The organism is Pseudomonas sp. PDM24, assembly GCF_019218905.1.
Classification (GTDB): domain Bacteria; phylum Pseudomonadota; class Gammaproteobacteria; order Pseudomonadales; family Pseudomonadaceae; genus Aquipseudomonas.
This window is the reverse complement of the sequence record NZ_JAHUWR010000001.1, coordinates 695,489-718,430: the sequence shown is the minus strand read 5'-3', so window position 1 is coordinate 718,430 and position 22,942 is coordinate 695,489. Positions and strand designations below refer to the sequence as shown.

Genomic DNA, 22,942 nt, shown 5'->3' with positions numbered 1-22,942 from the left:
GCCTGATTTCATGATCGATATTGTCATCCTTTGCGTGTTCGCCTTCGCCGCCGGCCTGATCGATGCGGCGGTGGGCGGCGGCGGACTGATCCAGATACCCGCGTTGTTCAACGTGCTGCCCACGGCACAACCGGCGGCGCTGCTGGGTACCAACAAGGTCGCGGCAGCCTGCGGCACCGCATTCGCGGCCCGGTCCTTCGTGCGTAAGGTGGTGATCGACTGGGGGCTGGTGATCCCCGCCGCCTGTTCGGCCTTTGTCATGGCCTTCTTCGGAGCGGCCACGGTGTCGTTCGTGCCCCAGTCGATGATCCGGCCAGCGGTGCTGGTGTTGATCGTGCTGATGGCGATCTACACCTTCTGGAAAAAAGACTTCGGCGCCCTGCACAAACCCATGCGCATCGGTACCAAGGAGAAACTGCTGGCGATCGTCATCGGCGGCGCCATCGGCTTCTACGACGGACTGTTCGGTCCTGGCACTGGCAGTTTCCTGATCTTCCTGTTTATCCGCTGCTTCGCCTTCGACTTCCTTCATGCCTCGGCGTCGGCCAAGCTGGTGAACATCGCGACCAACGTAGCGGCGCTGATATTCTTCATTCCGACGGGTAACGTGCTCTACCTGATCGCAATCCCCATGGCGGCATTCAACATCCTGGGCGCGCTGACCGGCACGTGGCTGGCGGTTCATAAGGGCGTGCCCTTTGTCCGGACTCTGTTCCTGGTGTTGCTGGTGATCCTGATCGGCAAACTGTCTTATGACCTGTTCGTGTAAGCGCGTTTTCTGCCGCTACACTCAAGCGGAGCAGGCATTTCACATAGGCATTACGCCATTTCCATCGTCTATTGAGAGTGAGTCGTTCATGAACCGTCGATTGCTCACCGTTTTCATCGCGATTTCTCTTTCATGGACCAGTGCACAGGCCGGCTACTGGAAGGATTCAAACGGCAAACCAATCCCGGACACTGAATCAAGACGAACCATCGGAGAGTTTGGTGGCTCGCTGTTAATCACTTCCGATCCCGATTGGGAGAAAAAGTGGAATACGCCGGCCGAAACCACTCCAGTATTTACCGAAGCCAAAATAGTCACCCGAGGTGAAAGGATCTTCGCGCTTACGTTTTTTGCAAACCCGAAGCTGAATGCCAATCACGAAGCCAACATCACGTGCGATTTGAAAGCCACAAGGCCGAACGGTACAGAATCGATCAATCAGAGAGATGCCGTTTGTTTTCAAGGGCGCCTTAACGGGGATCCGAACAACATGTATCTCGCCGCCCCCGTGATCGGTTTCATCGGCGAGCCTGACGATCCCGTAGGCATCTGGACGCTGGAAATCACCCTCAAAGACAACTTGCGTAAGGTTGTCATGCCGCTAAAAGCAACATTCACGCTGAAGTAAGTGGTTCTTTACACACTCCGAAGATGCAGGCTCACCTTCTCCAGAATCGTCTCCGGCATCTCCCGATGAGGTACGTGATGGCAATCCTCGAGGATCAAACATTCGCTGGCCGCCGTCGTCAGCCTGGCGATACGCGCCGGGTGCAGCACTGATCCGTACTCGTCTTGCGCACCATGAATCGCGAGCAGCGGGCTGTGAATCGAGGCGACACAGCTTTCGATAGTCCAGTCCTTGAAGGCCTCCGATAACCAGGTCTCCGTCCAGGCCGACAGCACCCATTGCGCTTTGTCGTCGTGGTATTTCCGAAGTCGCTCTATCTGCCCCGGCATTTCGAATTGCCCCTTGGCAATCCGAATACCTTGTAGCGTCCGGTCTTCAACAAACGCTTGGGCCGACTCGGTGATCAGCGCTAAACAGCTGTGCGGATACAACGACGCGCAAACTGCTGCCATCGCCCCGCCGACGCTATGACCGAACGCGACTAACCGGTCGATCCGCAACGCGGCGCGCACCAGAGGAAAGAAGCACTCGGCTTCGTCGCGACGTGGACTTGGCATTTTTTTTTCCCACTACGTTTCAACCATTGCTGGCATCGATAGTCACCATCACGTCAATGAAGTTCTCATAAAAAATCCTCGGCGTAACATCCGCTCCATACCCAACCAATAACACCCCGGAGCACACCATCATGAAACGCCAAATCATCCTCAGTATCGCTTTCTCGGTTTTTGCAGTTAACGCTTTTGCCACGTCTTCTACTCACCCGGTTGTCGCTGAAGGCGGCTCGGATCGTCTGATCGAAAACCGCATCGCTGAAGGTGGTTCGGATCGTTTGATCGAGAATCGCGTTGCTGAAGGTGGTTCGGACCGTCTGATCGAGAATCGCGTTGCTGAAGGTGGTTCGGACCGTCTGATCGAGAATCGCGTTGCTGAAGGTGGTTCGGATCGTTTGATCGAAAACCGCGTCGCTGAAGGTGGTTCGGATCGTCTGATCGAAAACCGCGTCGCTGAAGGTGGTTCGGATCGTCTGATCGAGAACCGCGTCGCTGAAGGTGGTTCGGATCGTCTGATCGAGAACCGCGTCGCTGAAGGTGGTTCGGATCGTTTGATTCAGAATCGTGCGGCATGAATGAGTGGCTTTACCGCAACACTCAACCAAAAAACCCGGCCTCATCAGCCGGGTTTTTTCATGCGTTTTTAGTGCCCGACGGGATCATCAAAGATGGTCAGCGCTGGTACTCGAGCATCGCTGATGGGTGTTCACAGTGACATTCTTTTTGATCTAAATAACAATTCTTTCTACAGCAGCGTTTTGCCTATAACAGTCATTTAGTGTTTGGACATAAGGCCATGAAGAACGCCCAACCTTAATCCCGGTTCGGAAGGACTCATGTGCGAGATGCCGAATACCTTGAACGCCGCCAGCATGAGCACCAGGCCACCGGGCAAGATACTCAGGCGATGGGGTGGCAAGCCCGCCAATTTGAGTTGTTTAACATGCCCCACTTCCAGCAGACGCAACGATAAGCGCAACAGGCCGCCATAGGTGATACCGCTTTGACCATTGTCATTCAAGCCATTGGCCTTGAGCACTTTGGCCAGCATCCGTGCAGTACCTGAAGAGCCAATAGTTTGCTGCCAACCCAGCGCGCGATAACGACGGGTAACTTTTTCAAACTGCAGAGTGGCCACGCGCTCGGCCTCCAGGAGCGCCTTCGTCGATATACAGCCGCCCTGAAAATAACGCGCGCCAAAAGTGCCACTGCCAATGGCAATGCTCTCGGTCAAGAGAGGCTGAGTGCCCTGCCCCAGGATCAATTCAGTAGAGCCGCCGCCGATATCCACGACCAGGCGCAAACTTTCTGTACTGGGTATCGTATGGGCAACACCGGCGTACACCAGTTGCGCCTCTTCATGCCCAGAGATGACATCTATACGAAAGCCCAGGTGCCGCTCCGCGCTGGCCAGAAAAAGTTGGGCATTATCGGCTTCGCGGACGGCACTGGTCGCCACTGCCCGCACGCGACCAGCCTCAAAGCCGCGCAGTTTTTTGCCAAATCGCGCGAGCGCTTGCCATCCCCGATCCAGCGCCAACTCGTCCAGCGCCCCTCCCTGAAATCCTTCCGCCAAACGGACAGGCTCTCGCAAGGTTTTCACTTCCTGGATCATGAACCCCTGATTGCGCCTGACCGACTGGCCGATCATCATGCGAAACGCATTGGACCCCAAATCAATGGCCGCAAACAGGGAGGCGTCTCCTTTCATAGGGGGATTCCTGGCAAATGCATCAGCCCGCAGACGGCGTTCCGTCTGAGCGCTCAAGACGGTTTGCGAGGAGCTTGCCATTCGTTCGATGACATCATGATGACACCCTCTAACCTTTTCGAAAGAACAGACACCGGGCAAACCTGCCTGGGTAACCGTAACGTTGCGGCTTACACACCCTGCCGCTACCAGGCCTCGCCGCCGATTCATCAAGAACGACCGTCCGTAACTCTGCCCCGGCAGCCTCGAACCCTTCGCTATTCTTAACCACACACCACCGCTGGCACGGCTGAACATCCGGCTTGCGGCATCATCGTCAGGAGTAAGGATCCGGGTAAGGAGCACGCCACCTCAACAGAGTATCGAATAATGAAAATGCTACTGATGGTCGAGTTTCCCCATGAGCCTTTCAACGCGCTTGTCAGGTCGGGGAAAATCGGCGAAATCATGAACCGCGTGCTGGAAACCATTAAGCCGGAGGCGACTTATTTCACTGAGCAGGATGGAATGCGAAGTGGGATTTTTCTGATCGATGTAGAAGACCCTTCCGAGATTCCCGGCTATGCGGAACCCTTCTTTCTCAACTTCCAGGCCAACTGCAAATTCCGAGTGGTCATGAGTGCGCAGAACCTGCAAGACGCGGGTCTTGAGGAGCTCGGAAAAGCCTGGGGGTGAGGTGCGATCAATGAGTGAGAAACCTGTGGCGAGGGAGCTTGCTCGCGCTTGAGTGCGTAGTATTCACAAAAATCGGCAGTTGCTGTCAGATTTTTTGGGGCCGCTACGCAGCCCAGCGCGAGCAAGCTCGCTCGCCACAAGCGTGCTCGCCACAAAGGCAGAGCCTGTCGCTTACTGAACGGTTTTCAGCTTGATCACATCACCGGAGATCTTGGTGGTGTAACCGGTCAGAGCCCAAGCCCAGAACCAGTTTTCCTGCACTTGGGTGTTGATCATCGCGTCACCACCACGGGCTTTGATCGCAGCGTTCTGAGCGCGGATGAAACGGTTGTTCTGCTGAATCGGTATGAGGCCGAACAGCAGGAGGCCAGTGGCGGTCGCTTCACTGTGGCCGACAACGGTGTACTGGTTGCTGTCGTACTGCTGAGTCTTCATCGGGGTGCCGGTGCAACCCGCCAGAACCAGACCGAACACGGCTACGGCAACTACTTTGCTGAGGTAATTCACTGAGTCACTCCATTAGAAATACCCGGGATCCATCTCTCGGGCGGCACATACTTTAACGGATGAAGTGGCTCATTGATATCACTTGTACAGACTTTATGCGGTATCCAAAAACGGGTTGATAAGACACCGATTACTGCGGCTGAAATGTCTGAAGGTAGGCCAAAAGGTTTTCGATCTTCTCCGGATCGCTGAGGCCCCAGAAAATCATCCGGGTTCCGGGGACTACTTCTTTTGGCGCTTCGATGTAGGCGGTCAGTGTTTCGCGAGTCCAGACAAGGCCTGATGATTTCATCGCGGATGAGTATTGGTAGTCCGTCGTGCTTCCCGCAGGGCGTCCGAAGATGGCATTGAGTTGCGGACCAAAAGAGCCCCGTGCCGAAGTCCCTACCTGATGACAGCCGCCGCAGATACGGTTAAACAGTTTCTGACCGGCTTCAGCATCCCCCGCCGCTTCGGCTTGCATGCTGAATAACCCGGTAGTGAGCATCAAGGCGAAGGTAAGTACGGCGGCATTTTTCATGTGGTGCTCCCAATCAGGTGTTGCTGACAGCAAAAACGGGCGGCTATTTCATCATGACTGGCTGCTACACCGAAGCCTTGAAGTTAATCTATAACCCTCTTCGTCCCTTTAACGTCGTTGCAGGAGAGCCAGAATGAAACCCGTCGAACCCTTTTATCGGGACGCCGGCAAGGGACCGGGCATTGTCTGCTTTCATGCCAATGCGAGTCACTCGGTGCAGTGGCGTGGACTGCAAGATCACCTGGCCGCAAAGTTTCGGGTTCTGGCGCTCGATTCGTTTGGCGCCGGCAAGAGCCCGGCGTGGCCCACCGATCGAATCGTCACCCTCAGTGAAGAAGCGCGCTTCGCCGAACCGGTACTCGCCCGTGCCGGCGAACCGCTCATTCTGGTCGGTCATTCTTATGGCGGGGCGGTGGCGTTGATCGCGGCGTTGCAGAACCCCGGCCGGGTGCGCGCCCTGGCTTTGTATGAGCCGACATTGTTTGCCCTGCTCGACGCCGAATCCCCTCCACCCAATGAGGCAGATGCCATTCGTGAAGTCGTCGCAAACGCCGGGCTCGCGCTTGAAGCGGGTAACCTGGACGCAGCGGCCCGGCACTTCATTGACTACTGGATGGGTGCCGGGGCCTGGGAGCAAACCCCGGAACAACGCAAGCCTTCCATCGCCGCCGCGGTGGCCAATGTGCAGGGCTGGGCTCACGCGCTGTTGAACGAGCCGACGCCATTACAGGCGTTCCGCTCGCTCAACCTGCCGGTGCTTTTCATGGTCGGCAAGGATTCACCGGCATCGTCACGGGCAGTGGCGCGGCTGCTGACCGGCACACTGCCGAACGTTGAAGTGGTAGAACTCGAGGGGCTCGGTCATATGGGGCCCATTACGCATCCGGAGATCGTCAATCAGGTCATCGTGCAATTTATTGAGCGCCATTGACCTGACTTCACACCGCTACAGCGCAGGACGTTGCAGTTTGACCCACTCCTGCACCGTAGGCCGCTGCCATTGACGCTGGGCGTATTCCACCAGTGCGGATGGCACGGCGTCGCCGTTGAGTATCAGCCGGTTGAGCATCAAGGCCAGATCCACATCGGCGATCGACCATTGCCCAAACAAGTACTCGCGACCGTCAACCAGCAGCGCTTGTGCGGCACCGATCAGCTTGCGCTTTGCCGACTCGGCAGCGGGCGACAAGGGCGCTGATTTGAGGCCATAAAACACCACCAGTGTGGAACGTTCCTGCCGGATGGGCAGCAGGTCACTGCGCAGCCACGCCTGGATTTGTCGTGCCTTCGCGCGCGGCCTCAATTCTTGCGGGTAAACCGGCGTCTGAGGAAAAACGTCTTCCAGGTATTCAGTGATCGCCGACGATTCAGACAAGGCAAAATCGCCATGCACCAGCGTCGGTACGCGCTGGGTCAGCGAGAGGCTGGCATAGTCTTCTGCCTGGTTTTCGAACGCGTCGAGGTCCAGCGGGCTCAGTTCGAATTCGATACCCTTTTCGCGAAGGGCCACGAAAACCGACATGGCATAGGGGCTGGTGAATTGAGCATCAACGTACAGGCGCAGGCGGGAATCATTCACGAGGACATCTCCATAGGGTGAGCAGACACGCTACGAGATCCGATGCCATAAAGAAAATTCATGATTTTTATGGGGACATTCCTGAGCGGAATACCTGCGATTGATAGCAGCTCAGCTCGCCCCCGGTTGAAACTTCTTTCGGTAAGCCGCTGGAAGCAGGCCCACTCGCTGCCGAAAAAGCCTGCGAAAGGAATTGCCATCCTCGTAACCGACTTTGTAAGTGATGCTGTCCAGCGTCATTCGTGTCGACTCAAGAAGCTGCTTTGCCCTCTCCACGCGTAGCGCTTGCAGGTAGGTTAGCGGCGTATAACCAGTGGCTTCCTTGAAACGCCTTTTGAAGTTCCTGACGCCGAACCCGAATCGCTGGGCCACGTCATTGATCAACAGTGGCTGATGGAAGTTATCCTCCAGCCAATCTTGTACTCGCAAGATATCGCCATCCCCATGGTTCTTCGGCAGTGACCACATGACATAGACCGATTGCTCGCTGCGCACGTTGTCGACCAACAAATATTTGCCACACTTCTGCGCCAGCTCCAATGAAGCGAACCGACGGATGAGGTGCAGCAAAAGATCCATGGCAGCACTCGCGCCCCCGCAGGTGATGACGCGATTATCCTCGCAAAGGATTTGCTCCTCCTCCAGACAGATCGTGGAATATCGACGGCGAAAAAGATCGGCAAAGGCCCAGTGCGTGGTGGCACGAATACCGTCCAGCATTCTCGCTTCGGCCAGCATGAACGTCGCCGTACACATTGAAGCCACAACGGCACCTTGCGCATGCTGTTTGCGCAACCACGGCCCATAACCTGCAAATGCAGGCAAGGCATCCTTCAGGGTGAAGAGGAACCCCGGGATCACCACCAGATCGGTTCGACAGACTTCGTCGATGGATCGGTCCACGCGTAGCGTCTGCCCGCCCCACGCGGCGACGTCACCGCCATCCAAAGAGGCGACGACTACATCAAATGGCGCGCTGGTGGTGTCGGCGAACAGGTTGGCGGCACTGAGCACCTCCAGCGCCAAGGTGGCGCTGGCGGCGGAACATTGATCAGCCAGTAGCAAAGTAACGTGCATGAATGAATGATCCAGATTGCGCTTTTCGCATGAAAAAAGTCATTTGTGCACCTACCTTATCCGATTTCTCCGTCCTAAAGTGCACCGCTCTACTCAGCCCTCGGCGTATTTATGAATCTCTGGTTTCGACTGTTCCTCATGCTGTTTCGTCGCCCATGGCGCAAGCCGGTTGATGGGCTGGCCACTACCGTCATCCGCATGCGCGTCTGGCCGCTCGATCTTGACCTCAACCGGCACGTCACCAATGGCCGCTATTTCACCTTGGCCGATATAGGCCGTATGGACTTCGTCCTGCGCAGCGGTGCCTATCGAGTGGCCCTGCGCCATAGGGCGGTGCCGATCGTTGGGGATACCTGGGGCAAGTTTCGGCGGGAGCTGAAGCTGTTCGAATCGTTTGAGATTCATACCCGCATACTCGGCTGGGACAATAAGTGGAGCTTTATGGAACACCGCTTCGTGAGCAAAGGACGGGTAGTTGGCGTCGTCATCATGCGAGGGCTGTTCCGCGCGGCCAAAGGCACGGTCGCACCTGCCGAGTTTGTCCGGGAGCTGGGATTGGCTGAACAGTCACCCGAGATGTCGCCGTGGCTGACAACCTGGTCGCAAAGCTGCGACGATATGAGCCGCCAACTCCGAGAGGAAGAAGGCCTGGCGCCTCAGCGCCGTCCTGTCTCTGAACCCTAACAGGCGGCCAAATAGAAGCTAATATTCCTCTGAATCCCCCTGCCAAGGACTGCAACCATGAGCCGGCTCGAGCTACTGACCAAATGGAATCGCATGATCGTTCGGTTGCAGATTGAACATGAAATCAGTGCCCGGGATTTCGAGAAATTCAGCTGGAAACTGGGCATTCCCTGCGTGGTGCTGTCGGCGATCGTCAGCGCCAGCGTCTTTGGCTCGATCAGTGATTCCTCGCCCGTGTGGCTCCAATACGTAGCCGGTGTCCTGTCACTTCTGACCCTGGTGTTGAGTTCGGTTCAGACCTTCCTGAACTTTGACACCCGGGCTGCCGGGCACAAAGACACCGCGGAGAAACTCGGGGCGATATCGCGTGAGATTCAGGACGAAATCGCCAGTGGCAAGGACGAGGCTATCCTTGGCCCAATCGTTTTTGACATCCGCAAGCGCATTGATTCGATTCTGCTAGATGCGCCGACCTTGCCCAAGTCGACGATAAGGAGACTGGGGGATGTTCGCGTCTACACAGAGCCACCGCCAGCGGGGCAAGACACCGTCCCGGCTTGATCAACGGCCAGACCTGGCCCGCAGCATCGTGAAAGGAGGCGTTTGAAATGCAACTCATCACGTTGAAAATCGACAAGCCAGAAGCGACGAACTTCATTTTGGGCCAGACGCATTTCATCAAGTCCGTCGAGGATATTCATGAAGCGTTGGTCAATGCCGTGCCAGGTATCCAGTTTGGCGTGGCCTTTTGTGAAGCCTCCGGCAAATGCCTGGTGCGATGGTCCGGCACCGATACCGCCATGATCGAACTGGCGCAGAAAAATGCGCAAGCCATCGGCGCGGGCCATAGCTTCATCATTTTCCTGGGCGACGGTTTCTATCCGCTGAACGTGTTGAACACCGTCAAAATGGTGCCAGAGGTGTGCCGTATTTTTTGTGCAACGGCCAATCCCACCGAAGTGATTCTCGCTGAGACGGGACAGGGACGCGGGATTGTGGGCGTGGTGGATGGCTTCTGTGCCAAAGACATTGAAGGCGATGACGACATTCTGTGGCGCAAGAACTTGTTGCGGCAGATCGGCTACAAGTTGTGATGCCAGTCAGTTAAGTGAAATCCCCTGTGGGAGCGGGCTTGCTCGCGAATGCGGTGTGTCAGGCGACATCAATGTTTGACTGTAACGCCGTCTTCGCGAGCAAGCCCGCTCCCACAGGTTGTGCGACTTGACTGACTGGCATTAGGCCTTGCACCTCACCTGCCCGAATTCTGCACCAGTTGCTCAACAAAAAACTCCACATGCCCTCTCGGATGAGTGGGCAACGGCCAGCTATCGACATTGTGAGCCAGGGCCTGGAAGGCTTGAGCGCATTTGGAACGGGGAAAGGCTTCAAGCACTGCACGCCCCTTCTGCACGGCTTTGTGCGCACATTCATCGTTGGGTATCGCGCCGACGTATTGCAGCGAGACATCCAGGAACATGTCGGTAATCTTTTCCAGCTTGGCAAACAGATTGCGGCCTTCCGACGGACTGCCCGTCATGTTGACCAACACCCGAAAACGGTGCAGACCGTAGTTCAGGTTGAGCAGTTTGATCAGCCCGTAGGCGCCGCTGATTGAGGTGGGTTCATCGCACACGACCACCAACACTTCCTGGGCCGCGCGAATGAAGTTGACCACTGAGCCACCAATACCGGCGGCGGTATCGATCACCAGCACATCCAGCTTGTCACCAATATCGCCAAAGGACTGGATCAGCGCACGGTATTGCGCCGGTTCCAGATGAATCATGCTCTGCAAGCCCGAAGAGGCCGGGGCAACACGAATGCCTCCAGGCCCAGGCAACAGCGCCTCGGACAGTTCGCAACGCCCTTCGATGACATCGGCCAGCGTGTAGCGCGGCGTCAGCCCCAACAGAATATCGATATTCGCCAGGCCCAGATCGGCGTCCAGCAATACGACACGCCGCCCCATTTTGGCCAGCGCCAACGACAGGTTAACCGCCACCGTTGTCTTGCCCACGCCACCTTTACCGCCAGTTACAGCGATAACTTGCACGCAATGCACATCATCCATTTTGTCTTCCTTCCTTGCGCATCGTGTGCCAGTACGTCATGGCCACCGTCCAGATGCCGCAAGAATAGCTGAAAAGCGCGAAATAGCCGCGTTGTCTTCCGACGAGAGGCACTTCGCCACCTGCCATCGAACCTTTTCAACGAAAACGCCGCTAATGGGTTGATTCAGAGAATGACACTGCGCTGCTGAATGCTTGCTGGCAGATGTACCGATAGAGCCTCAAAGCCCTCATCGATGATGCACTTCGCTGGGCCAGATCATGGGCGAACACCTGTCCTTCTACAGCAACCTGTTCGGCAGCTATCTTGCCGTAAAAGGCGCCTTAGCCCTGCTCACCCATACAAAATGGAGAAAATACTGAAGCGTCTAAATCCAGACGTCATTGATTGCGGTTCTTTCTCCCTCCTGATCGCCGGTATTCAGCACGCCACGCGGCTCGATCAGTAACATTTTCACCTCTCGCTCGGCGTACGGCTTGTGTTCGACGCCCTTGGGGACAACGTACATTTCTCCCTGCCGAACCACGACGGCCCCCTCTCGAAGATCAATGCGAAGCTCGCCTTCAAGGACGATGAAGGTTTCATCGGTGTCGGCATGGGAATGCCAGACAAAATCGCCTTCGATTTTCACCACCTTGAACTGGTAGTCGTTCATTTCGGCAATAACTTTGGGCGCCCATTGCTCGCTGAACAAAGCAAATTTCTCGGCAAAGTTAATCGCGGTGCAGGTTGTCACGCCGGGTTGGGAATGCATTTGAGTCGCCCTCACTAGACACGTTATCGAGGTCTGACTTTAGGAGAGGACCAGCACTGCGTATTGCATGATTGTGCAAGTCGAGCGCCCTTAAACAAGGCCCAGCCTTTTCATCCATCGACCGGGTGAGACACCATACGTCTGGACGAACTGACGCGTCATGTGGCTTTGATCGAAAAAACCTGCGCAGACGGCCGCCTCCGCCATCGAGTAGCCGCCGAACATCAGTGCTCTTGCCAGATCGAGACGTCGTTGAGTCATGTATCGATAGGGGCTAGTACCGTACAGCGCACGAAAATCACGGCTCAGGCTCCAGCGGTCTCGACCACTGGCCTGCGCTAACTCCTCCAGGGTAATGACTCGATGCAGCGACTCATGAATCAGCGCACGCGCGCGTTCGGCCGCTGCGAAATCAAACGACTTGCGCCGCCCGCGTTGCCCCGAGTTCACATCCAACGCCTGCGCGAGATCGTAAATGGCATCGTCTTCTTCCAGGGGCTCGATGCAAGCGTCGAGGTTTTGCAGTAGCACCTGAGTCGCGGCATAAAGCCGTGGGTCGCTGGATATACCACCCTCGATGAAGGGCAAGGGCTTGCCGCCTAATACTTGCTGAATCAAAGCAGGTTCGATGTAGATCATCCGATAATGAAAACCCGCTTCGGTGCCGGCTTCACCGTCATGCACCTCGTCTGGATGCAAAACTATGGTTTTCCCGGGCAGGCTGTGACGCTTGGTGTTGCGGTACTGGAAGCTTTGTACACCCGACAGCGTTCGTCCGATGGCATACGTATCGTGGCGATGCGGCGTAAACCCATGGCCGCCAAAAAAGGCTTCGATACGCTCCATCTTCAACGGCTGAGCCGAGCGCTTTACCCAATCCTTGTCACCCCTGGCTTTCGTCATGTCCCTGTACCACCTGAATGATGTCAGTACGGTACCAGCCCGCGTGTCCGATGTCCTCCGACGGGCTGACCCGTGCAAGCCTGAATCAGCCCCCACGGCGGCGGTGCTAAATTTGTCTCTTCCCCTCGTGAACCAGTCTTCAGACCCGCAGTCTTAGCCGTGCCGTAAAAGAAGCTCACCCAACGAAGCGCTCCTACGGTCATTGCTCGCTCCTGTCCCCCTATCGTCGTCATCTCATCAGAGCTGTCCGTTCATGCGCCCAACCGTCCGCCGCTGTCGCTTTATCTCTCTGTGCCTGATGCCTTTGCTCCCGCTGCTCGCCAGCCCCGCCCATGCCAGTGGGGAACGGCAACTGGTGGAGGTCATCAATGACTACCGCGCCGATCCCGATCGCTGCGCAGGGCGTACGGTCAAGCCGTTGCGGCCGTTGTCGCTGAAATCGAACCTGGCCTTGCCGGTCGGTTATGGCGGCGGTTTGCGAAGTGCCTTGAAAGCCAACGGCTATCAAGCGGTGACGGTGCGCACCCTTCGCGTAGTCGGCGCGCAAGATGCCGATGAGGCGTTTGACATGCTTGAGAGCGACTACTGCGGGGCGCTGCTCGATACTCAGTTCGCCGATATTGGCGTCACTCGCTCCCGTAGCGAATGGCAGATAGTGCTGGCGCAACCGGTGTTCGACGGACGTGCCGGTGATTCGCGAGCAGCGGGCAAGGCGTTGCTGGCCGAGGTCAATGCGGCACGGGCCAGGCCGCGCATGTGCGGCCGCCAACGCTTTGCCGCCGCACGGCCGTTGACCTGGAATGCCGCCCTCGGGGCCGCCGCGCAAGGCCACAGCAAGGCAATGGCCTACGGAAATTACTTCGCCCACCGCGATCCTGACGGTGATATGCCGGCAGACAGGGCCAGAGCCGCCGGTTACCGCGGTCGGCAGATCGGCGAAAACATCGCCGCCGGGCAAAGTTCACCGAACAAAGCGATGGCCAGCTGGCTGGCCAGCCCCGGGCACTGCGCCAACCTGATGAACCCGATGTTTACCCAGGTCGGCGCAGCCTATGCCGCCGATTCGCGCAGCGATAAAGGTGTTTATTGGACGATGTTGTTTGGTGCGCCTTGAATCAGGCGCGTTCCATAACCCCAAAAATACCAGTCGGTTGATCGCAAAACTCGTAGGAGCCAGGCTTGCCGGCGAAGGCGTCCTTCAGATCGCCTTCGCCGGCAAGCCTGGCTCCTACAAAAAGCGCTCGCGAAGGCGGCGGCACAGTCGGCATTGATGTCGTCTGACACATCGCTTTCGCGAGCAAGCCCGCTCCCACAGGTTCCGACGGTGTTCTTCAGACTCGGGGCATTATTCAAATACTCGACGGCGCTGCCACGCTTTGCCGCCCTTTGAAGGCCAGCGAAAAACAGAAAAATATCGCCAACGCGAACCCTGCCGGGAACAGCCAGATGTTTTTCCAGTCATGGCTATCCGCCGACGCATAGTGATCGGTGACCGCCCCGGCCACCCAAAAGCCAATCAGCATGCCCAAGCCGTACGTCGCGAGCGTGATCAGCCCTTGCGCGGAGCTTCTGAAACGCTCCGACGCTTTGGCATCGGTGTAGATCTGCCCTGAAACAAAGAAGAAGTCGTAGCAGATGCCGTGCAGGGCGATGCCAGTGAACAACATGAAGGCGAGGTCCCCATTGTTGCCGTAGGCGAATAACAGGTAGCGCAACGCCCACGCCAGCATTCCCACCAGCAGCGCGATCTTGATGCCGAAACGCTGAATGAACAGCGGCAGGAGCAACATGAACAGCACTTCCGAGACCTGCCCGATCGCCATCTTGGCGGTTGGATTGGTCACGCCGATTTCCGCCAGGAACGGGTTGGCATTCTGATAATAAAACGCCAACGGAATGCAGATCAGAATAGAGGCGATGAAGAACACCAGGTAACTGCGGTCCTTCAACAAACCCAAGGCGTCCAGCCCCAGTATTTGCTTCAAGCCGACACTGCCTGGTTCAGGTTTGAGCGGCGCGGTGCGCGGCAGGCTGAAGCTGTAGATTCCGAGCACGAATGAGGCGATGGCCGACATCAGAAACGTGTTGCGCAAGCCACCGGATGAGATCGCTTGTTGTGAATCCCAGGCAAACACAAAGCTGATCACCACGCCCGCCACAATCCAGCCGATGGTGCCCCACACTCTGATCCGCGAGAACTCAAGGGCCGGGTCGCGCATCTGCCGGAACGCCACCGAATTCACCAACGCCAGCGTCGGCATGTAGATCATCATGTAGGCCAGCACGAACGGGTAAAACCCACTGAAGTCAGGCGCTCGATAGAGTTGCAACAGCAGCACCGCGCCGATCAGATGCAACACCGCAAGAATGCGCTCGGCATTGAAGTAGCGGTCGGCAATCAAACCGATCACAAAGGGCGCGATGATCGCCCCCCAGGACTGCGTCGAGAACGCCATGCCGATCTGCCCGCCGCTGGCCCCAAGATTACTGGAGAGGAAGGTGCCGAGGGTCACGAACCATCCGCCCCAGATAAAGAACTGCAGGAACATCATTACGCTTAATCGCGCACTCATCAGGGTCATATCAATCACCGTCTTATTGTTTTTTTTGGAGAAAGGGGCAAACAGGTTTTCAGGCGTCGGGCAAACCCAATAGCCGTCGGTTGAAACGCTCGTCGGACGCCACGCTGGCGAAATCGTCAAACGCCTTTCGGGTTTTGCTGATCATGTGCTGGCGGATGAAGGCCGCGCCTTCTGCGGCGCCCTGCTCCGAATCCTTCAGGCAACACTCCCATTCCAGAACCGCCCAGCCGGCAAAGTCGTACTGCGTCAATTTGCTGAAAATCGATTTGAAATCGATCTGCCCATCGCCCAAGGAACGGAAGCGGCCAGGCCGATCGACCCAACCTTGATAACCGCCGTAGACACCCGAACGGGCGTCTGGCCGGAACTCGGCGTCCTTGACGTGGAACATGCGGATGCGCTCATGGTAGCGATCGATGAAGCCCAGATAGTCCATTTGCTGAAGCAGCAGATGGCTCGGGTCGTAAAGGATCGCGGCGCGCGGATGGTGATCGACGGCCTCAAGGAAACGCTCGAACGAGGCGCCATCGTGCAGGTCTTCGCCGGGATGGATCTCGTAGCAGAGGTCGACACCGGCCTCTTCGAAACAATCGAGGATCGGCAACCAGCGCTTGGCCAGTTCGGCAAACCCCTGTTCGACCAGACCGCTCGGGCGTTGCGGCCACGGGTAGACGTAAGGCCAGAGCAACGCACCGGAAAACGTCGCGTGCGCCTTCAACCCCAAGCGCTGGCTGGCGCGCGCGGCGAGCTTCAGCTGATCGATGGCCCACTCGGTGCGGGCCTGAGGCTGACCGCGTAAATGCTCGGGGGCAAAGTCATCGAACAACGTATCGAACGCCGGATGCACCGCCACCAATTGGCCCTGCAGATGCGTCGACAGTTCGCTGATTTCGACACCTGCCTGGGCGCAGACGGCTTTCAACTCATCACAGTAATCCTGGCTGTCGGCGGCGCGCGCCAGGTCGATGTACTGCGTGCCCAGGGTCGGCAATTGAATGGCTTTGTAACCCTGCGCTGCGGCCCAGCGGGCAATGTTGGCGAGCGTGTCGAAGGGCGCTTCGGCGGACATGAACTGCGCGAGAAAAATACCCGGGCCGCGCAGGCCTGCCGGTGTTGGGGAGGTGTGGTTCACGGGAGGGTTCTCCGGATTCATGGGTTGCAGACCAGTTGGGTCCACTTCGCGTCGCCGCGATGATTGGCGACCACCGCCTCGATGAACGCCATGCCACGCAACCCGACGTCGATGCCCGGCACGCCGGGGGCATCGTTGCCTTCGATGTTGCTGCGGATCGCGGTGGCGAAATCACCATAGAGATTGGCCATGGCCTCGAGATAACCTTCGGGATGCCCGGCAGGCAAACGCATGCGCTGGCTGGCGGCCTCGCATAACCAGGGCTGGCCGACACCGGAACGAAGGATGCTCAATGGTTGATCGAGGGAGCGATGGATCAGGCTCGCGGGCTCTTCCTGACGCCACTCCAGCCCGCCCTTGTCGCCATAGACGCGGATTTTCAACGGGTTCTCTTCTCCGGCGCAGACCTGGCTGGCGATCAACACCCCGCTGGCCCCGGCGGCCATCTTGAACAGCATCGCCGCGTCATCGTCCAGTTGCCGCCCGGCAATGTGCGAACCCAAGGTTGCGCACACCTGTTCGATGGGTTGGTCCGCGACGAATTCGGCCAGCGAAAAGGCATGGGTGCCGATGTCGCCAATGCAGCCGCCCAGCCCTGACTGCTCGGGCTGATCGCGCCAACTCGCCTGCTTGTTGCCCTGCCCGGCCACATCCCGACTCAGCCAGCCTTGCGGGTACTCGACGATGACCTTGCGCACAGCGCCGATCACGCCGCTACGCACCATCTTGCGCGCCTGCCAGACCATCGGATAACCCAGATACGTGTGGGCGAGTCCATAGAGGCGGTCGCTGCTCTGCACCACCGCCTTGAGCGCCAGCAGTTCGGACAGATTCAGTGCCGCGGGCTTTTCGCTGAACACATGAAAACCCGCATTCAGTGCCTGGCTGGCAATCGGCGCGTGCAAGTGATTGGGCGTGACGATGACCAACAGCTCCATGCGCTGGTCGGCAGGCAGTGCGCGCTCGCTATCGAGCATCTGCTGCCAGTCGCTGTAGCAGCGTGAGGCGGACAATCCCAGCGCGGCGCCGGTGTCCTGATTGTTGCGGGCGTCTCGGCTGAATGCACCGCACACCAGTTCAAAACGACCATCGAGGCCGGCAGCCTGGCGGTGGGCTTTGCCGATGAAGGCGCCCTCGCCGCCCCCGACAAACCCCATTCTTATTTTTGCCGTTGCAACATTCATCGCGAATTTTCTCTTGTTCGGGGCGGATTAGCGCTTCAGGTTTGACTATGATGTAACCGGTTACATCATGCGGGAAATTTAGGCTCAGTGACTTCAGGTGTCAAACCCTGGATTAAAAATGAAGCTCATTTCAGCGCACGGCCGGACTGCGGTAAGCTCGCCGGCCACGCTTACATCTGCCGGTTCGATAACGAGGTCGTCTTGTCCAATATCCGTGAAGTAGCCCGGCTGGCCGGCGTCTCGGTGGCCACCGTGTCCCGAACGCTGAAGTCGCCCGAGCGCGTACTCCCCGAAACCCGGGACAAGGTCAATGCAGCCGTGGAACAGGCCGGCTACCGGCCGAACCTTATGGCCGTGCAGTTTCGTTCGCGCAGAACCGGCAATCTGGTGATTCTGGTCCCGGCCATCGCCAACACGTTTTTCGCACGGGTGATCAGCGGTGCCCAACAGGCGGCGCAGGCGGCCGGTTATCGACTGCTGTTGTGCGACACCCAGGGCCGCGAGGAAATCGAGCGAGAATTTGCCGCGCTGGCGTACGCCCACCAAGCCGATGGCGTGATTCAGTTGCGCGCCTACGACCCTTTTGAATCGCCCTTCCCCAACGGCGAATCACCGCCCTTGGTCAATGCCTGCGAGGTGATTCAAGGCGGGCGGCATCCGACCATCAGCCTCGACAACCGGGCAGCGGCCAAGGCCATGACGGAGCATCTGATCGATCTGGGCCATCGCCGGATCGGCCTGATCAAAGGCCCGAAAAGCAGCCCGCTCACACGCGACCGAGTGGCCGGTTATCAAGATGCATTGCACCAGGCCGGGATCGCCTCGAATCCACAATTGATCTGCCACGGAGACTTCACGTTAAAGGCCGGTTTTGATGGCGCGGGAATGCTGCTGGAACTGCCCGACCGTCCGACCGCATTCTTTTGCGAAAACGATGAAATGGCGATCGGTGCGTTGAAGCGCATCAAACAACAGGGTTTGCGGGTCCCCGACGATATTTCGTTGGTCGGTTTCGATGACATTCCGTTCGCGGCCTACTGTGATCCCGCGTTGACGACCATCGCGCAACCCGCCGAAATCTTTGGCCAAAAAGCCGTTGAAATGCTGATCGCCCTCATCGAAAAAAAGCCCATCCCGGACCGCCATGTGGTGCTGCCGTTCACATTAACCGTGCGTAACAGTACGACCGCCCGAAAGGGATGAGGGAGAAATCATGGACATCAAAACCGACCTGCAACGCATCGCACTCCAGGAAGAAACCCTGAAGTTTGAGCGCTTCGACAAAGCGACGGCCTGGGACTTGGGCACCCGTTTGAAAACCGCCTGCGAGGAGCAAGGCGTGTCCGCCACGATTGAGGTCAGGCTGGCGCGGGACACGGTGTTTTTCTACTCGATGCCCGGAACCTCTGCCAGCAATGCCGACTGGGCACGACGCAAGCGAAATGTCGTGGAACTGATGGAACTCAGCTCATACCGCGTAGGCCGGTCCTTTGCGCTTCAGGGCGACTCACTCGAAGGTTTGATGGGGTTACCCCTGCGTGATTACGCCGATCATGGCGGCAGCTTCCCGATATCGGTCAAAGGCGTCGGGTGCATTGGCGCCGTCACCGTTTCAGGGCTGCCCCAGCGTGAGGATCATGCCCTGGTGGTTCAGGTTTTGGCGCAGATGTGTGGGGCCGACCCGAGCGAACTCGCGCTTGAGGGCGAGTAGCGCGCAGTCGCCACTGAGGCTTGCCCACAAATGAATTAGCAACGTACACAAATTTTGCGAACAACACCGATCACTGTGGGAGCGGGCTTGCTCGCGAAGACGGCGGCATAGTCAACATTGATGTCGCCTGACACACCGCTTTCGCGAGCAAGCCCGCTCCCACATGGATTTCGCTTAATTGACTGGCATTGGGTCTCCCAACAGATCGGTTACTTCGGTTGCGCCACCGTGCGCAAATAAGGTTTCAGCGTTTTGAAGCCATCCGGATACTTCTTCCGGGCGTCCTCATCGGAGACCGAAGTGGGAATGATCACGTCCTCGCCCGGGCGCCAGTTCACTGGGGTGGCGACGGTGTGCTTGGCGTTCAATTGCAGAGAATCGAGCAGACGCAGCACTTCATCGAAGTTGCGCCCGGCGCTCATCGGGTAAATCAGCATCGCCTTGACCTTTTTGTCCGGCCCGATGATGAACACTGAACGCACCGTAGCGTTGTCCACGGCAGTCCGTGCGCCGCCACTGGCATTCGGATGAATCATGTCGTAGAGCTTCGCCACCACCAGATTCTCGTCCCCGATCATCGGATAGTTGACCGCATGCCCCTGGGTCTCTTCGATGTCTTTGGCCCAGGTCTGGTGATTACTGACAGGGTCGACGCTGAGCCCGACGATCTTGGTGTTGCGTTTATCGAACTCCGGCTTGAGCCCTGCCATGTAGCCGAGCTCAGTAGTGCACACCGGGGTGAAGTCCTTGGGGTGCGAAAACAGGATCGCCCACTTGTCGCCGATCCACTCGTGGAAATGCAGCGGGCCTTCGGTGCTTTCGACGGTAAAGTCCGGTGCTTCGTCGCCAATACGGATTGCCATGTTCGTTCTCCTTACTGTTGAGTCGTAGGGAAGCCGCTGGCTGCTCCAACGGCATTCAGGATCTGCGTTGAACCTGTCAACGCGGATCAGTATAGGAGACGACTGAACACACGGGCTCAGAAGGCCTTGCTGGCACTGGCGACCACGGTGGCAGTGCATAGATCGCCATAGCCGTACCAGCTCGCGCATTCGCTTTTCGACAGGTCGGTATCGATGTAGCTGAGCCCCCAGGTCACGCCCACGAAATCACGGGTCAGTTTGGCTTCCCACTCGGTGTAGGCATCGCGACTTTCACCGTTGGCGGACCAGAAAGCCGGGTCTTTGACATCGTTGCGACCCACGCGCAGGTCCAGGCCGATCTCGGCCGGCAATTCGATTTTGTAGCTGAGGTAGGTGTAAAGGGTGTCCTGATCCTCACCAAAGAAGTTCGGCGTATCGTTTGAGTAGTTGGCGCCGAGCTTCACGCCATAAACGTCAAGGATGGCGTAGACCTCACTCATGTTGAATTGGCCTTCCTTTGGATAGTCGTACTTGAGGTACCCCAGATCCAGACTGATTGCCTCGCTCGCCTGCCAGTAGTAGCCCGCGTAGTACTCAAGTTCCTGCCGGGTTTTGTATGGGCCGCCGAAATCGACATTCGAGGTCCAGGCGCCAATGTACAAGCCGCTGCTGTGCACCAGCGTGGCGCCGGCCTGAACCGCCGGATCACCCAGGGTTTGCGAAATGCCTCGGGTGCGGTAGTCACTGACAACGCCCAGGGTCATGTCCAGGCTGAAGTCATCGTTAAGCGTCAGTGCCTGGCTGGTCAGGGGAGCCAATACGAGGCTGGCAACGGTCAATGCTGAGCGTACGTTCATACAAGTCTCTTATTTTTATGGATCAGCGGGTGATGTCGGGCATGGCGCTGCCCGGCCCCTCGCCATGCGAGGAGCAGGAGCAGGAGCATTTTTTTGGGTGCTGCCGGCAAGTGGTCAGGACGCGGGCGCGTAAACCTGCTTGCCAGCGAAGAAAGTCTTCAGGACCTTGGTGTCGAACAGTTCGTCGTCGCTGACCTTGAACACATCGCGGTCGAGGATGATCAGATCGGCCTGTTTTCCGGGCACCAGCGAACCAATCTGTTGCTCCAGCCGCAGGACTTTGGCGGCATTGAGGGTGTAGGCGTAGAACATGGTCTGGCGATCAATGCTTTCTTTGGCATTCAACACACCCAGCGGCCCTTTGCGCGTGCTGGCCTGAGCGATGGCATTCCACGGGTTGGGGCTGGACACCGGCCAGTCACTGCCACCGGCGATGACCGCACCGGCGTTATGCAGGGACCTGGCGGGATACTGGTAACCGTAAGCGAACGCGCTGATATACGGTTTGACTAACTCCACCGTGTAAGACTCGCCGGTAGCCCACAGCAGCTGCATGGAAGCGATCACGCCGAGTTGCTTGAAGCGCGGGAACTCCTTCGGATTGACCAGTTGCAGGTGCGTGATGCTGTGGGCCATCGGTGTCGGGTTGAGTTTGCGCGCGTATTCAAAACCATTGAGTGACTCACGTACGGCACGGTCGCCGACCGCATGCGTGTGCACAATCCAGTCACACTTCTCCGCCGCGACCACCAATTCACCAAAGTGTGCCGGGTCGATCAGCAACTGACCGTTTTTGTGACTGTTGGTGAACGGAACGATGACCGCTGCCGTCTGCCCTGGAAACTCCAGGACGCCGTCAGCGAAGACCTTGATGCCCGGGAAGCTCAGGTTGGGCACGCCCTCGAATTTCTTCATCACCTTGGCCAGCACTTCCAGATCGGCCGGCCGGCTCTTTGGGTTGGCCAGCAGCAGCGCCGCGACGTGGGCATTGAGCTCGCCCTTCTGCGCCAGTTCGCGGTAAAGCGGTAGAACACCGTAACTCTGCTCGGTGGCCTGGAAATCGAGCAGCGAATCGCCACTTCCGGCATTCGCTGCCGCGTCCATCCAGGCGGTAACGCCATATTGATTATTGACCTTCACCGCCTCGCGGGCGGCCTTCAGCATGACCTCGTTGCCGGGCGCGGGGATCTGACTGCGTACCTTGTCCCAGCGCGACTCGGCAAAATAACCATTGGGAGTGAAGTCCGCTGCGTGCCCCACGAAGCTGCGATCCTGTTCCGACAGACCTTTTACCAATGCCGCGTCGATCTTCAGACGCTTGAGCATCGCGTTGTTGGCCCAGCCGGTATGCCCGTCTATCCCGCTGAGGACCACCGGTTGGTCCGCCCAGCGTCCCTGATTGAAGCGCTGACCGAGCTCGCGGCTTTTCTCCCAATAGGCCGAACTCACCCCGGCAATGCTGATCACGTCACCGGCCCGTGCACGCCCCGCTTCATCCTGCTCGATCACCCATTGCTCAAGCTCCGGCAACGGCTTTACTTCATCCAGCAGGTTGGCCCCCTGGCTGTTGAAGGCCGCGACGACCGGGTGACTATGGGTATCAATCATTCCAGGCATCAGTACTTTGCCCGCCAGATCGATTCGTTGCGTCCGGGCATCGGCCAGGGCGTTGATCTCGGCATTGCTGCCCACTTTAAGAATCTTGCCGTCTTGCACCGCCACGGCCTGAACCAGTGCTTGACCGGGTTCGGCGGTAAAGACCTTGCCGTTGAACAGCACAAGATCAGCGGCGGCCATAGCCTGCACCGAGGAAAGGGCCAGGGCTGCGGTCAACAGGTTGGGAATGAATAGTCGCATCGGAACACTCTCTTGTTTTTATCGGGCGATTCGGGATGTGGACGCTTGTGACAATGCCTTCGGATCGGGTCCAACGAACGGCGCCTTGGCCCCGCTCAGGCAGTGTCCCGAACAGACGGCCGCAAGCCTCTGACATGCAGGCCTACCCTATAGGGCGCAAACGTCGGATGGACCTCTACAAATGAGGAGGGGTGAGGCAATTAAATGACAGGCGTCCGATCTGGATAGCGGCGGAACCTGTGGGAGCGGGCTTGCTCGCGAAGACGGTGGCACATTCAACATAGACCGAAGAGGCTTGTTTAAAAGACCTGAAAGTTACTTCCTG

26 protein-coding genes are annotated in these 22,942 nt (G+C 57.8%); 11 read left to right on the top strand and 15 right to left on the bottom strand.

Annotated features, from left to right (window positions below):
- Positions 1-10 precede the first annotated feature (10 nt).
- Entirely contained in the window at positions 11-769 is a 759-nt protein-coding gene (locus KW837_RS03360) for a TSUP family transporter (protein ID WP_218394503.1), read from the top strand.
- Positions 770-857: 88 nt separating this feature from the next.
- Complete coding sequence (locus tag KW837_RS03355; protein WP_218394502.1) at positions 858-1,397, top strand: hypothetical protein; 540 nt, start codon at positions 858-860, stop codon at positions 1,395-1,397.
- A gap of 8 nt (positions 1,398-1,405) precedes the next feature.
- Here the strand turns inward: KW837_RS03355 and KW837_RS03350 are convergent, their stop codons facing one another.
- Positions 1,406-1,954, bottom strand: a complete 549-nt coding sequence (locus KW837_RS03350; protein ID WP_218394501.1) for an alpha/beta fold hydrolase — start codon at positions 1,952-1,954, stop codon at positions 1,406-1,408.
- Positions 1,955-2,085: 131 nt separating this feature from the next.
- Here KW837_RS03350 and KW837_RS03345 point away from each other — a divergent pair, with 131 nt between their 5' ends.
- Entirely contained in the window at positions 2,086-2,526 is a 441-nt protein-coding gene (locus KW837_RS03345; RefSeq protein WP_218394498.1) for a phage infection protein, read from the top strand.
- Positions 2,527-2,726: 200 nt separating this feature from the next.
- Here KW837_RS03345 and KW837_RS03340 read toward each other — a convergent pair whose 3' ends face one another.
- Positions 2,727-3,662, bottom strand: a complete 936-nt coding sequence (locus KW837_RS03340; protein ID WP_218394496.1) for a Ppx/GppA family phosphatase — start codon at positions 3,660-3,662, stop codon at positions 2,727-2,729.
- A 369-nt stretch (positions 3,663-4,031) separates the two neighbouring features.
- Between KW837_RS03340 and KW837_RS03335 the strand changes: the two genes are divergently transcribed.
- Positions 4,032-4,337: a panthothenate synthetase gene (locus KW837_RS03335; protein WP_218394495.1), complete on the top strand. Its 306-nt coding sequence runs from the start codon at positions 4,032-4,034 to the stop codon at positions 4,335-4,337.
- Positions 4,338-4,508: 171 nt separating this feature from the next.
- Here KW837_RS03335 and KW837_RS03330 read toward each other — a convergent pair whose 3' ends face one another.
- Positions 4,509-4,844 (bottom strand): hypothetical protein, encoded by a 336-nt coding sequence (locus KW837_RS03330; protein ID WP_218394491.1) that lies wholly within the window; start codon positions 4,842-4,844, stop codon positions 4,509-4,511.
- A gap of 130 nt (positions 4,845-4,974) precedes the next feature.
- Positions 4,975-5,364, bottom strand: coding sequence for a cytochrome c family protein (locus tag KW837_RS03325; protein ID WP_218394488.1), 390 nt, complete (start codon positions 5,362-5,364; stop codon positions 4,975-4,977).
- A gap of 133 nt (positions 5,365-5,497) precedes the next feature.
- Between KW837_RS03325 and KW837_RS03320 the strand changes: the two genes are divergently transcribed.
- Positions 5,498-6,295 carry an alpha/beta fold hydrolase gene (locus KW837_RS03320; protein ID WP_218394487.1) on the top strand — a complete coding sequence of 266 codons (798 nt, stop codon included), beginning with the start codon at positions 5,498-5,500 and terminating at the stop codon, positions 6,293-6,295.
- A gap of 15 nt (positions 6,296-6,310) precedes the next feature.
- Here KW837_RS03320 and yfcF read toward each other — a convergent pair whose 3' ends face one another.
- Both yfcF and KW837_RS03310 read right to left on the bottom strand, forming a co-directional pair.
- Complete coding sequence (yfcF, locus tag KW837_RS03315) at positions 6,311-6,943, bottom strand: glutathione transferase (RefSeq protein ID WP_218394486.1); 633 nt, start codon at positions 6,941-6,943, stop codon at positions 6,311-6,313.
- Positions 6,944-7,054: 111 nt separating this feature from the next.
- Positions 7,055-8,020 (bottom strand): GlxA family transcriptional regulator, encoded by a 966-nt coding sequence (locus KW837_RS03310; RefSeq protein ID WP_218394484.1) that lies wholly within the window; start codon positions 8,018-8,020, stop codon positions 7,055-7,057.
- A 111-nt stretch (positions 8,021-8,131) separates the two neighbouring features.
- Between KW837_RS03310 and KW837_RS03305 the strand changes: the two genes are divergently transcribed.
- The 3 genes from KW837_RS03305 to KW837_RS03295 are packed head-to-tail and all read left to right on the top strand — an operon-like array spanning position 8,132 to position 9,798.
- Positions 8,132-8,704 carry an acyl-CoA thioesterase gene (locus KW837_RS03305; RefSeq protein ID WP_218394483.1) on the top strand — a complete coding sequence of 191 codons (573 nt, stop codon included), beginning with the start codon at positions 8,132-8,134 and terminating at the stop codon, positions 8,702-8,704.
- A 57-nt stretch (positions 8,705-8,761) separates the two neighbouring features.
- Entirely contained in the window at positions 8,762-9,265 is a 504-nt protein-coding gene (locus KW837_RS03300; RefSeq protein ID WP_192342661.1) for an SLATT domain-containing protein, read from the top strand.
- A gap of 47 nt (positions 9,266-9,312) precedes the next feature.
- Positions 9,313-9,798, top strand: a complete 486-nt coding sequence (locus KW837_RS03295) for an adenosine-specific kinase (protein ID WP_218394482.1) — start codon at positions 9,313-9,315, stop codon at positions 9,796-9,798.
- Between the two features lie 155 nt (positions 9,799-9,953).
- On the opposite strand, the gene KW837_RS03290 is transcribed toward KW837_RS03295, so the two are convergent.
- The 3 genes from KW837_RS03290 to KW837_RS03280 form a co-directional block, all read right to left on the bottom strand.
- The gene (locus KW837_RS03290; protein WP_218394480.1) at positions 9,954-10,775 is read right to left on the bottom strand and encodes a MinD/ParA family protein; all 822 of its coding nucleotides are present in this window, start codon (positions 10,773-10,775) and stop codon (positions 9,954-9,956) included.
- A gap of 366 nt (positions 10,776-11,141) precedes the next feature.
- Positions 11,142-11,528, bottom strand: a complete 387-nt coding sequence (locus tag KW837_RS03285) for a cupin domain-containing protein (RefSeq protein WP_030130977.1) — start codon at positions 11,526-11,528, stop codon at positions 11,142-11,144.
- A 90-nt stretch (positions 11,529-11,618) separates the two neighbouring features.
- Positions 11,619-12,431, bottom strand: a complete 813-nt coding sequence (locus tag KW837_RS03280; protein ID WP_218394479.1) for an AraC family transcriptional regulator — start codon at positions 12,429-12,431, stop codon at positions 11,619-11,621.
- A gap of 253 nt (positions 12,432-12,684) precedes the next feature.
- Between KW837_RS03280 and KW837_RS03275 the strand changes: the two genes are divergently transcribed.
- Positions 12,685-13,545, top strand: coding sequence for a CAP domain-containing protein (locus tag KW837_RS03275; protein ID WP_218394477.1), 861 nt, complete (start codon positions 12,685-12,687; stop codon positions 13,543-13,545).
- 235 nt (positions 13,546-13,780) lie between these two features.
- On the opposite strand, the gene KW837_RS03270 is transcribed toward KW837_RS03275, so the two are convergent.
- The 3 genes from KW837_RS03270 to KW837_RS03260 are packed head-to-tail and all read right to left on the bottom strand — an operon-like array spanning position 13,781 to position 17,329.
- On the bottom strand, positions 13,781-15,013 hold the full coding sequence (locus KW837_RS03270; RefSeq protein ID WP_218394473.1) for a nucleoside permease: 1,233 nt from the start codon (positions 15,011-15,013) through the stop codon (positions 13,781-13,783).
- Between the two features lie 49 nt (positions 15,014-15,062).
- Positions 15,063-16,166, bottom strand: coding sequence for a sugar phosphate isomerase/epimerase (locus tag KW837_RS03265; RefSeq protein WP_218394472.1), 1,104 nt, complete (start codon positions 16,164-16,166; stop codon positions 15,063-15,065).
- Positions 16,163-17,329, bottom strand: a complete 1,167-nt coding sequence (locus KW837_RS03260) for a Gfo/Idh/MocA family protein (protein WP_371317099.1) — start codon at positions 17,327-17,329, stop codon at positions 16,163-16,165. The genes KW837_RS03265 and KW837_RS03260 overlap by 4 nt, the downstream gene beginning before the upstream one ends.
- A gap of 201 nt (positions 17,330-17,530) precedes the next feature.
- Here KW837_RS03260 and KW837_RS03255 point away from each other — a divergent pair, with 201 nt between their 5' ends.
- Entirely contained in the window at positions 17,531-18,532 is a 1,002-nt protein-coding gene (locus tag KW837_RS03255) for a LacI family DNA-binding transcriptional regulator (RefSeq protein ID WP_218394469.1), read from the top strand.
- A gap of 10 nt (positions 18,533-18,542) precedes the next feature.
- A complete protein-coding gene (locus KW837_RS03250) occupies positions 18,543-19,040 on the top strand; it encodes a heme-degrading domain-containing protein (protein ID WP_218394468.1) in 498 nt (165 codons plus the stop codon).
- Positions 19,041-19,249: 209 nt separating this feature from the next.
- Here KW837_RS03250 and KW837_RS03245 read toward each other — a convergent pair whose 3' ends face one another.
- From KW837_RS03245 to KW837_RS03235, 3 genes are all read right to left on the bottom strand, one after another.
- A complete protein-coding gene (locus tag KW837_RS03245; protein ID WP_007904854.1) occupies positions 19,250-19,903 on the bottom strand; it encodes a peroxiredoxin in 654 nt (217 codons plus the stop codon).
- 116 nt (positions 19,904-20,019) lie between these two features.
- A complete protein-coding gene (locus KW837_RS03240) occupies positions 20,020-20,760 on the bottom strand; it encodes a TorF family putative porin (protein WP_218394467.1) in 741 nt (246 codons plus the stop codon).
- Between the two features lie 114 nt (positions 20,761-20,874).
- Positions 20,875-22,617 carry an amidohydrolase gene (locus KW837_RS03235; RefSeq protein ID WP_218394466.1) on the bottom strand — a complete coding sequence of 581 codons (1,743 nt, stop codon included), beginning with the start codon at positions 22,615-22,617 and terminating at the stop codon, positions 20,875-20,877.
- Positions 22,618-22,942 lie beyond the last annotated feature (325 nt).

Excerpts from the sequence above, each read along its gene's own strand:
- KW837_RS03280 (WP_218394479.1), bottom strand. The coding sequence starts at position 12,431 with ATGACGAAAGCCAGGGGTGACAAGGATTGGGTAAAGCGCTCGGCTCAG.
- KW837_RS03335 (WP_218394495.1), top strand. The coding sequence starts at position 4,032 with ATGAAAATGCTACTGATGGTCGAGTTTCCCCATGAGCCTTTCAACGCG.
- KW837_RS03235 (WP_218394466.1), bottom strand. The coding sequence starts at position 22,617 with ATGCGACTATTCATTCCCAACCTGTTGACCGCAGCCCTGGCCCTTTCC.
- KW837_RS03345 (WP_218394498.1), top strand. The coding sequence starts at position 2,086 with ATGAAACGCCAAATCATCCTCAGTATCGCTTTCTCGGTTTTTGCAGTT.
- KW837_RS03245 (WP_007904854.1), bottom strand. The coding sequence starts at position 19,903 with ATGGCAATCCGTATTGGCGACGAAGCACCGGACTTTACCGTCGAAAGC.
- KW837_RS03250 (WP_218394468.1), top strand. The coding sequence starts at position 18,543 with ATGGACATCAAAACCGACCTGCAACGCATCGCACTCCAGGAAGAAACC.
- KW837_RS03355 (WP_218394502.1), top strand. The coding sequence starts at position 858 with ATGAACCGTCGATTGCTCACCGTTTTCATCGCGATTTCTCTTTCATGG.
- KW837_RS03295 (WP_218394482.1), top strand. The coding sequence starts at position 9,313 with ATGCAACTCATCACGTTGAAAATCGACAAGCCAGAAGCGACGAACTTC.
- KW837_RS03290 (WP_218394480.1), bottom strand. The coding sequence starts at position 10,775 with ATGGATGATGTGCATTGCGTGCAAGTTATCGCTGTAACTGGCGGTAAA.
- KW837_RS03310 (WP_218394484.1), bottom strand. The coding sequence starts at position 8,020 with ATGCACGTTACTTTGCTACTGGCTGATCAATGTTCCGCCGCCAGCGCC.
- KW837_RS03275 (WP_218394477.1), top strand. The coding sequence starts at position 12,685 with ATGCGCCCAACCGTCCGCCGCTGTCGCTTTATCTCTCTGTGCCTGATG.
- KW837_RS03340 (WP_218394496.1), bottom strand. The coding sequence starts at position 3,662 with ATGAAAGGAGACGCCTCCCTGTTTGCGGCCATTGATTTGGGGTCCAAT.
- KW837_RS03270 (WP_218394473.1), bottom strand. The coding sequence starts at position 15,013 with ATGACCCTGATGAGTGCGCGATTAAGCGTAATGATGTTCCTGCAGTTC.
- KW837_RS03265 (WP_218394472.1), bottom strand. The coding sequence starts at position 16,166 with ATGAATCCGGAGAACCCTCCCGTGAACCACACCTCCCCAACACCGGCA.
- KW837_RS03240 (WP_218394467.1), bottom strand. The coding sequence starts at position 20,760 with ATGAACGTACGCTCAGCATTGACCGTTGCCAGCCTCGTATTGGCTCCC.
- KW837_RS03320 (WP_218394487.1), top strand. The coding sequence starts at position 5,498 with ATGAAACCCGTCGAACCCTTTTATCGGGACGCCGGCAAGGGACCGGGC.
- KW837_RS03350 (WP_218394501.1), bottom strand. The coding sequence starts at position 1,954 with ATGCCAAGTCCACGTCGCGACGAAGCCGAGTGCTTCTTTCCTCTGGTG.
- KW837_RS03305 (WP_218394483.1), top strand. The coding sequence starts at position 8,132 with ATGAATCTCTGGTTTCGACTGTTCCTCATGCTGTTTCGTCGCCCATGG.
- KW837_RS03285 (WP_030130977.1), bottom strand. The coding sequence starts at position 11,528 with ATGCATTCCCAACCCGGCGTGACAACCTGCACCGCGATTAACTTTGCC.
- KW837_RS03360 (WP_218394503.1), top strand. The coding sequence starts at position 11 with ATGATCGATATTGTCATCCTTTGCGTGTTCGCCTTCGCCGCCGGCCTG.
- KW837_RS03325 (WP_218394488.1), bottom strand. The coding sequence starts at position 5,364 with ATGAAAAATGCCGCCGTACTTACCTTCGCCTTGATGCTCACTACCGGG.
- KW837_RS03260 (WP_371317099.1), bottom strand. The coding sequence starts at position 17,329 with ATGAATGTTGCAACGGCAAAAATAAGAATGGGGTTTGTCGGGGGCGGC.
- KW837_RS03300 (WP_192342661.1), top strand. The coding sequence starts at position 8,762 with ATGAGCCGGCTCGAGCTACTGACCAAATGGAATCGCATGATCGTTCGG.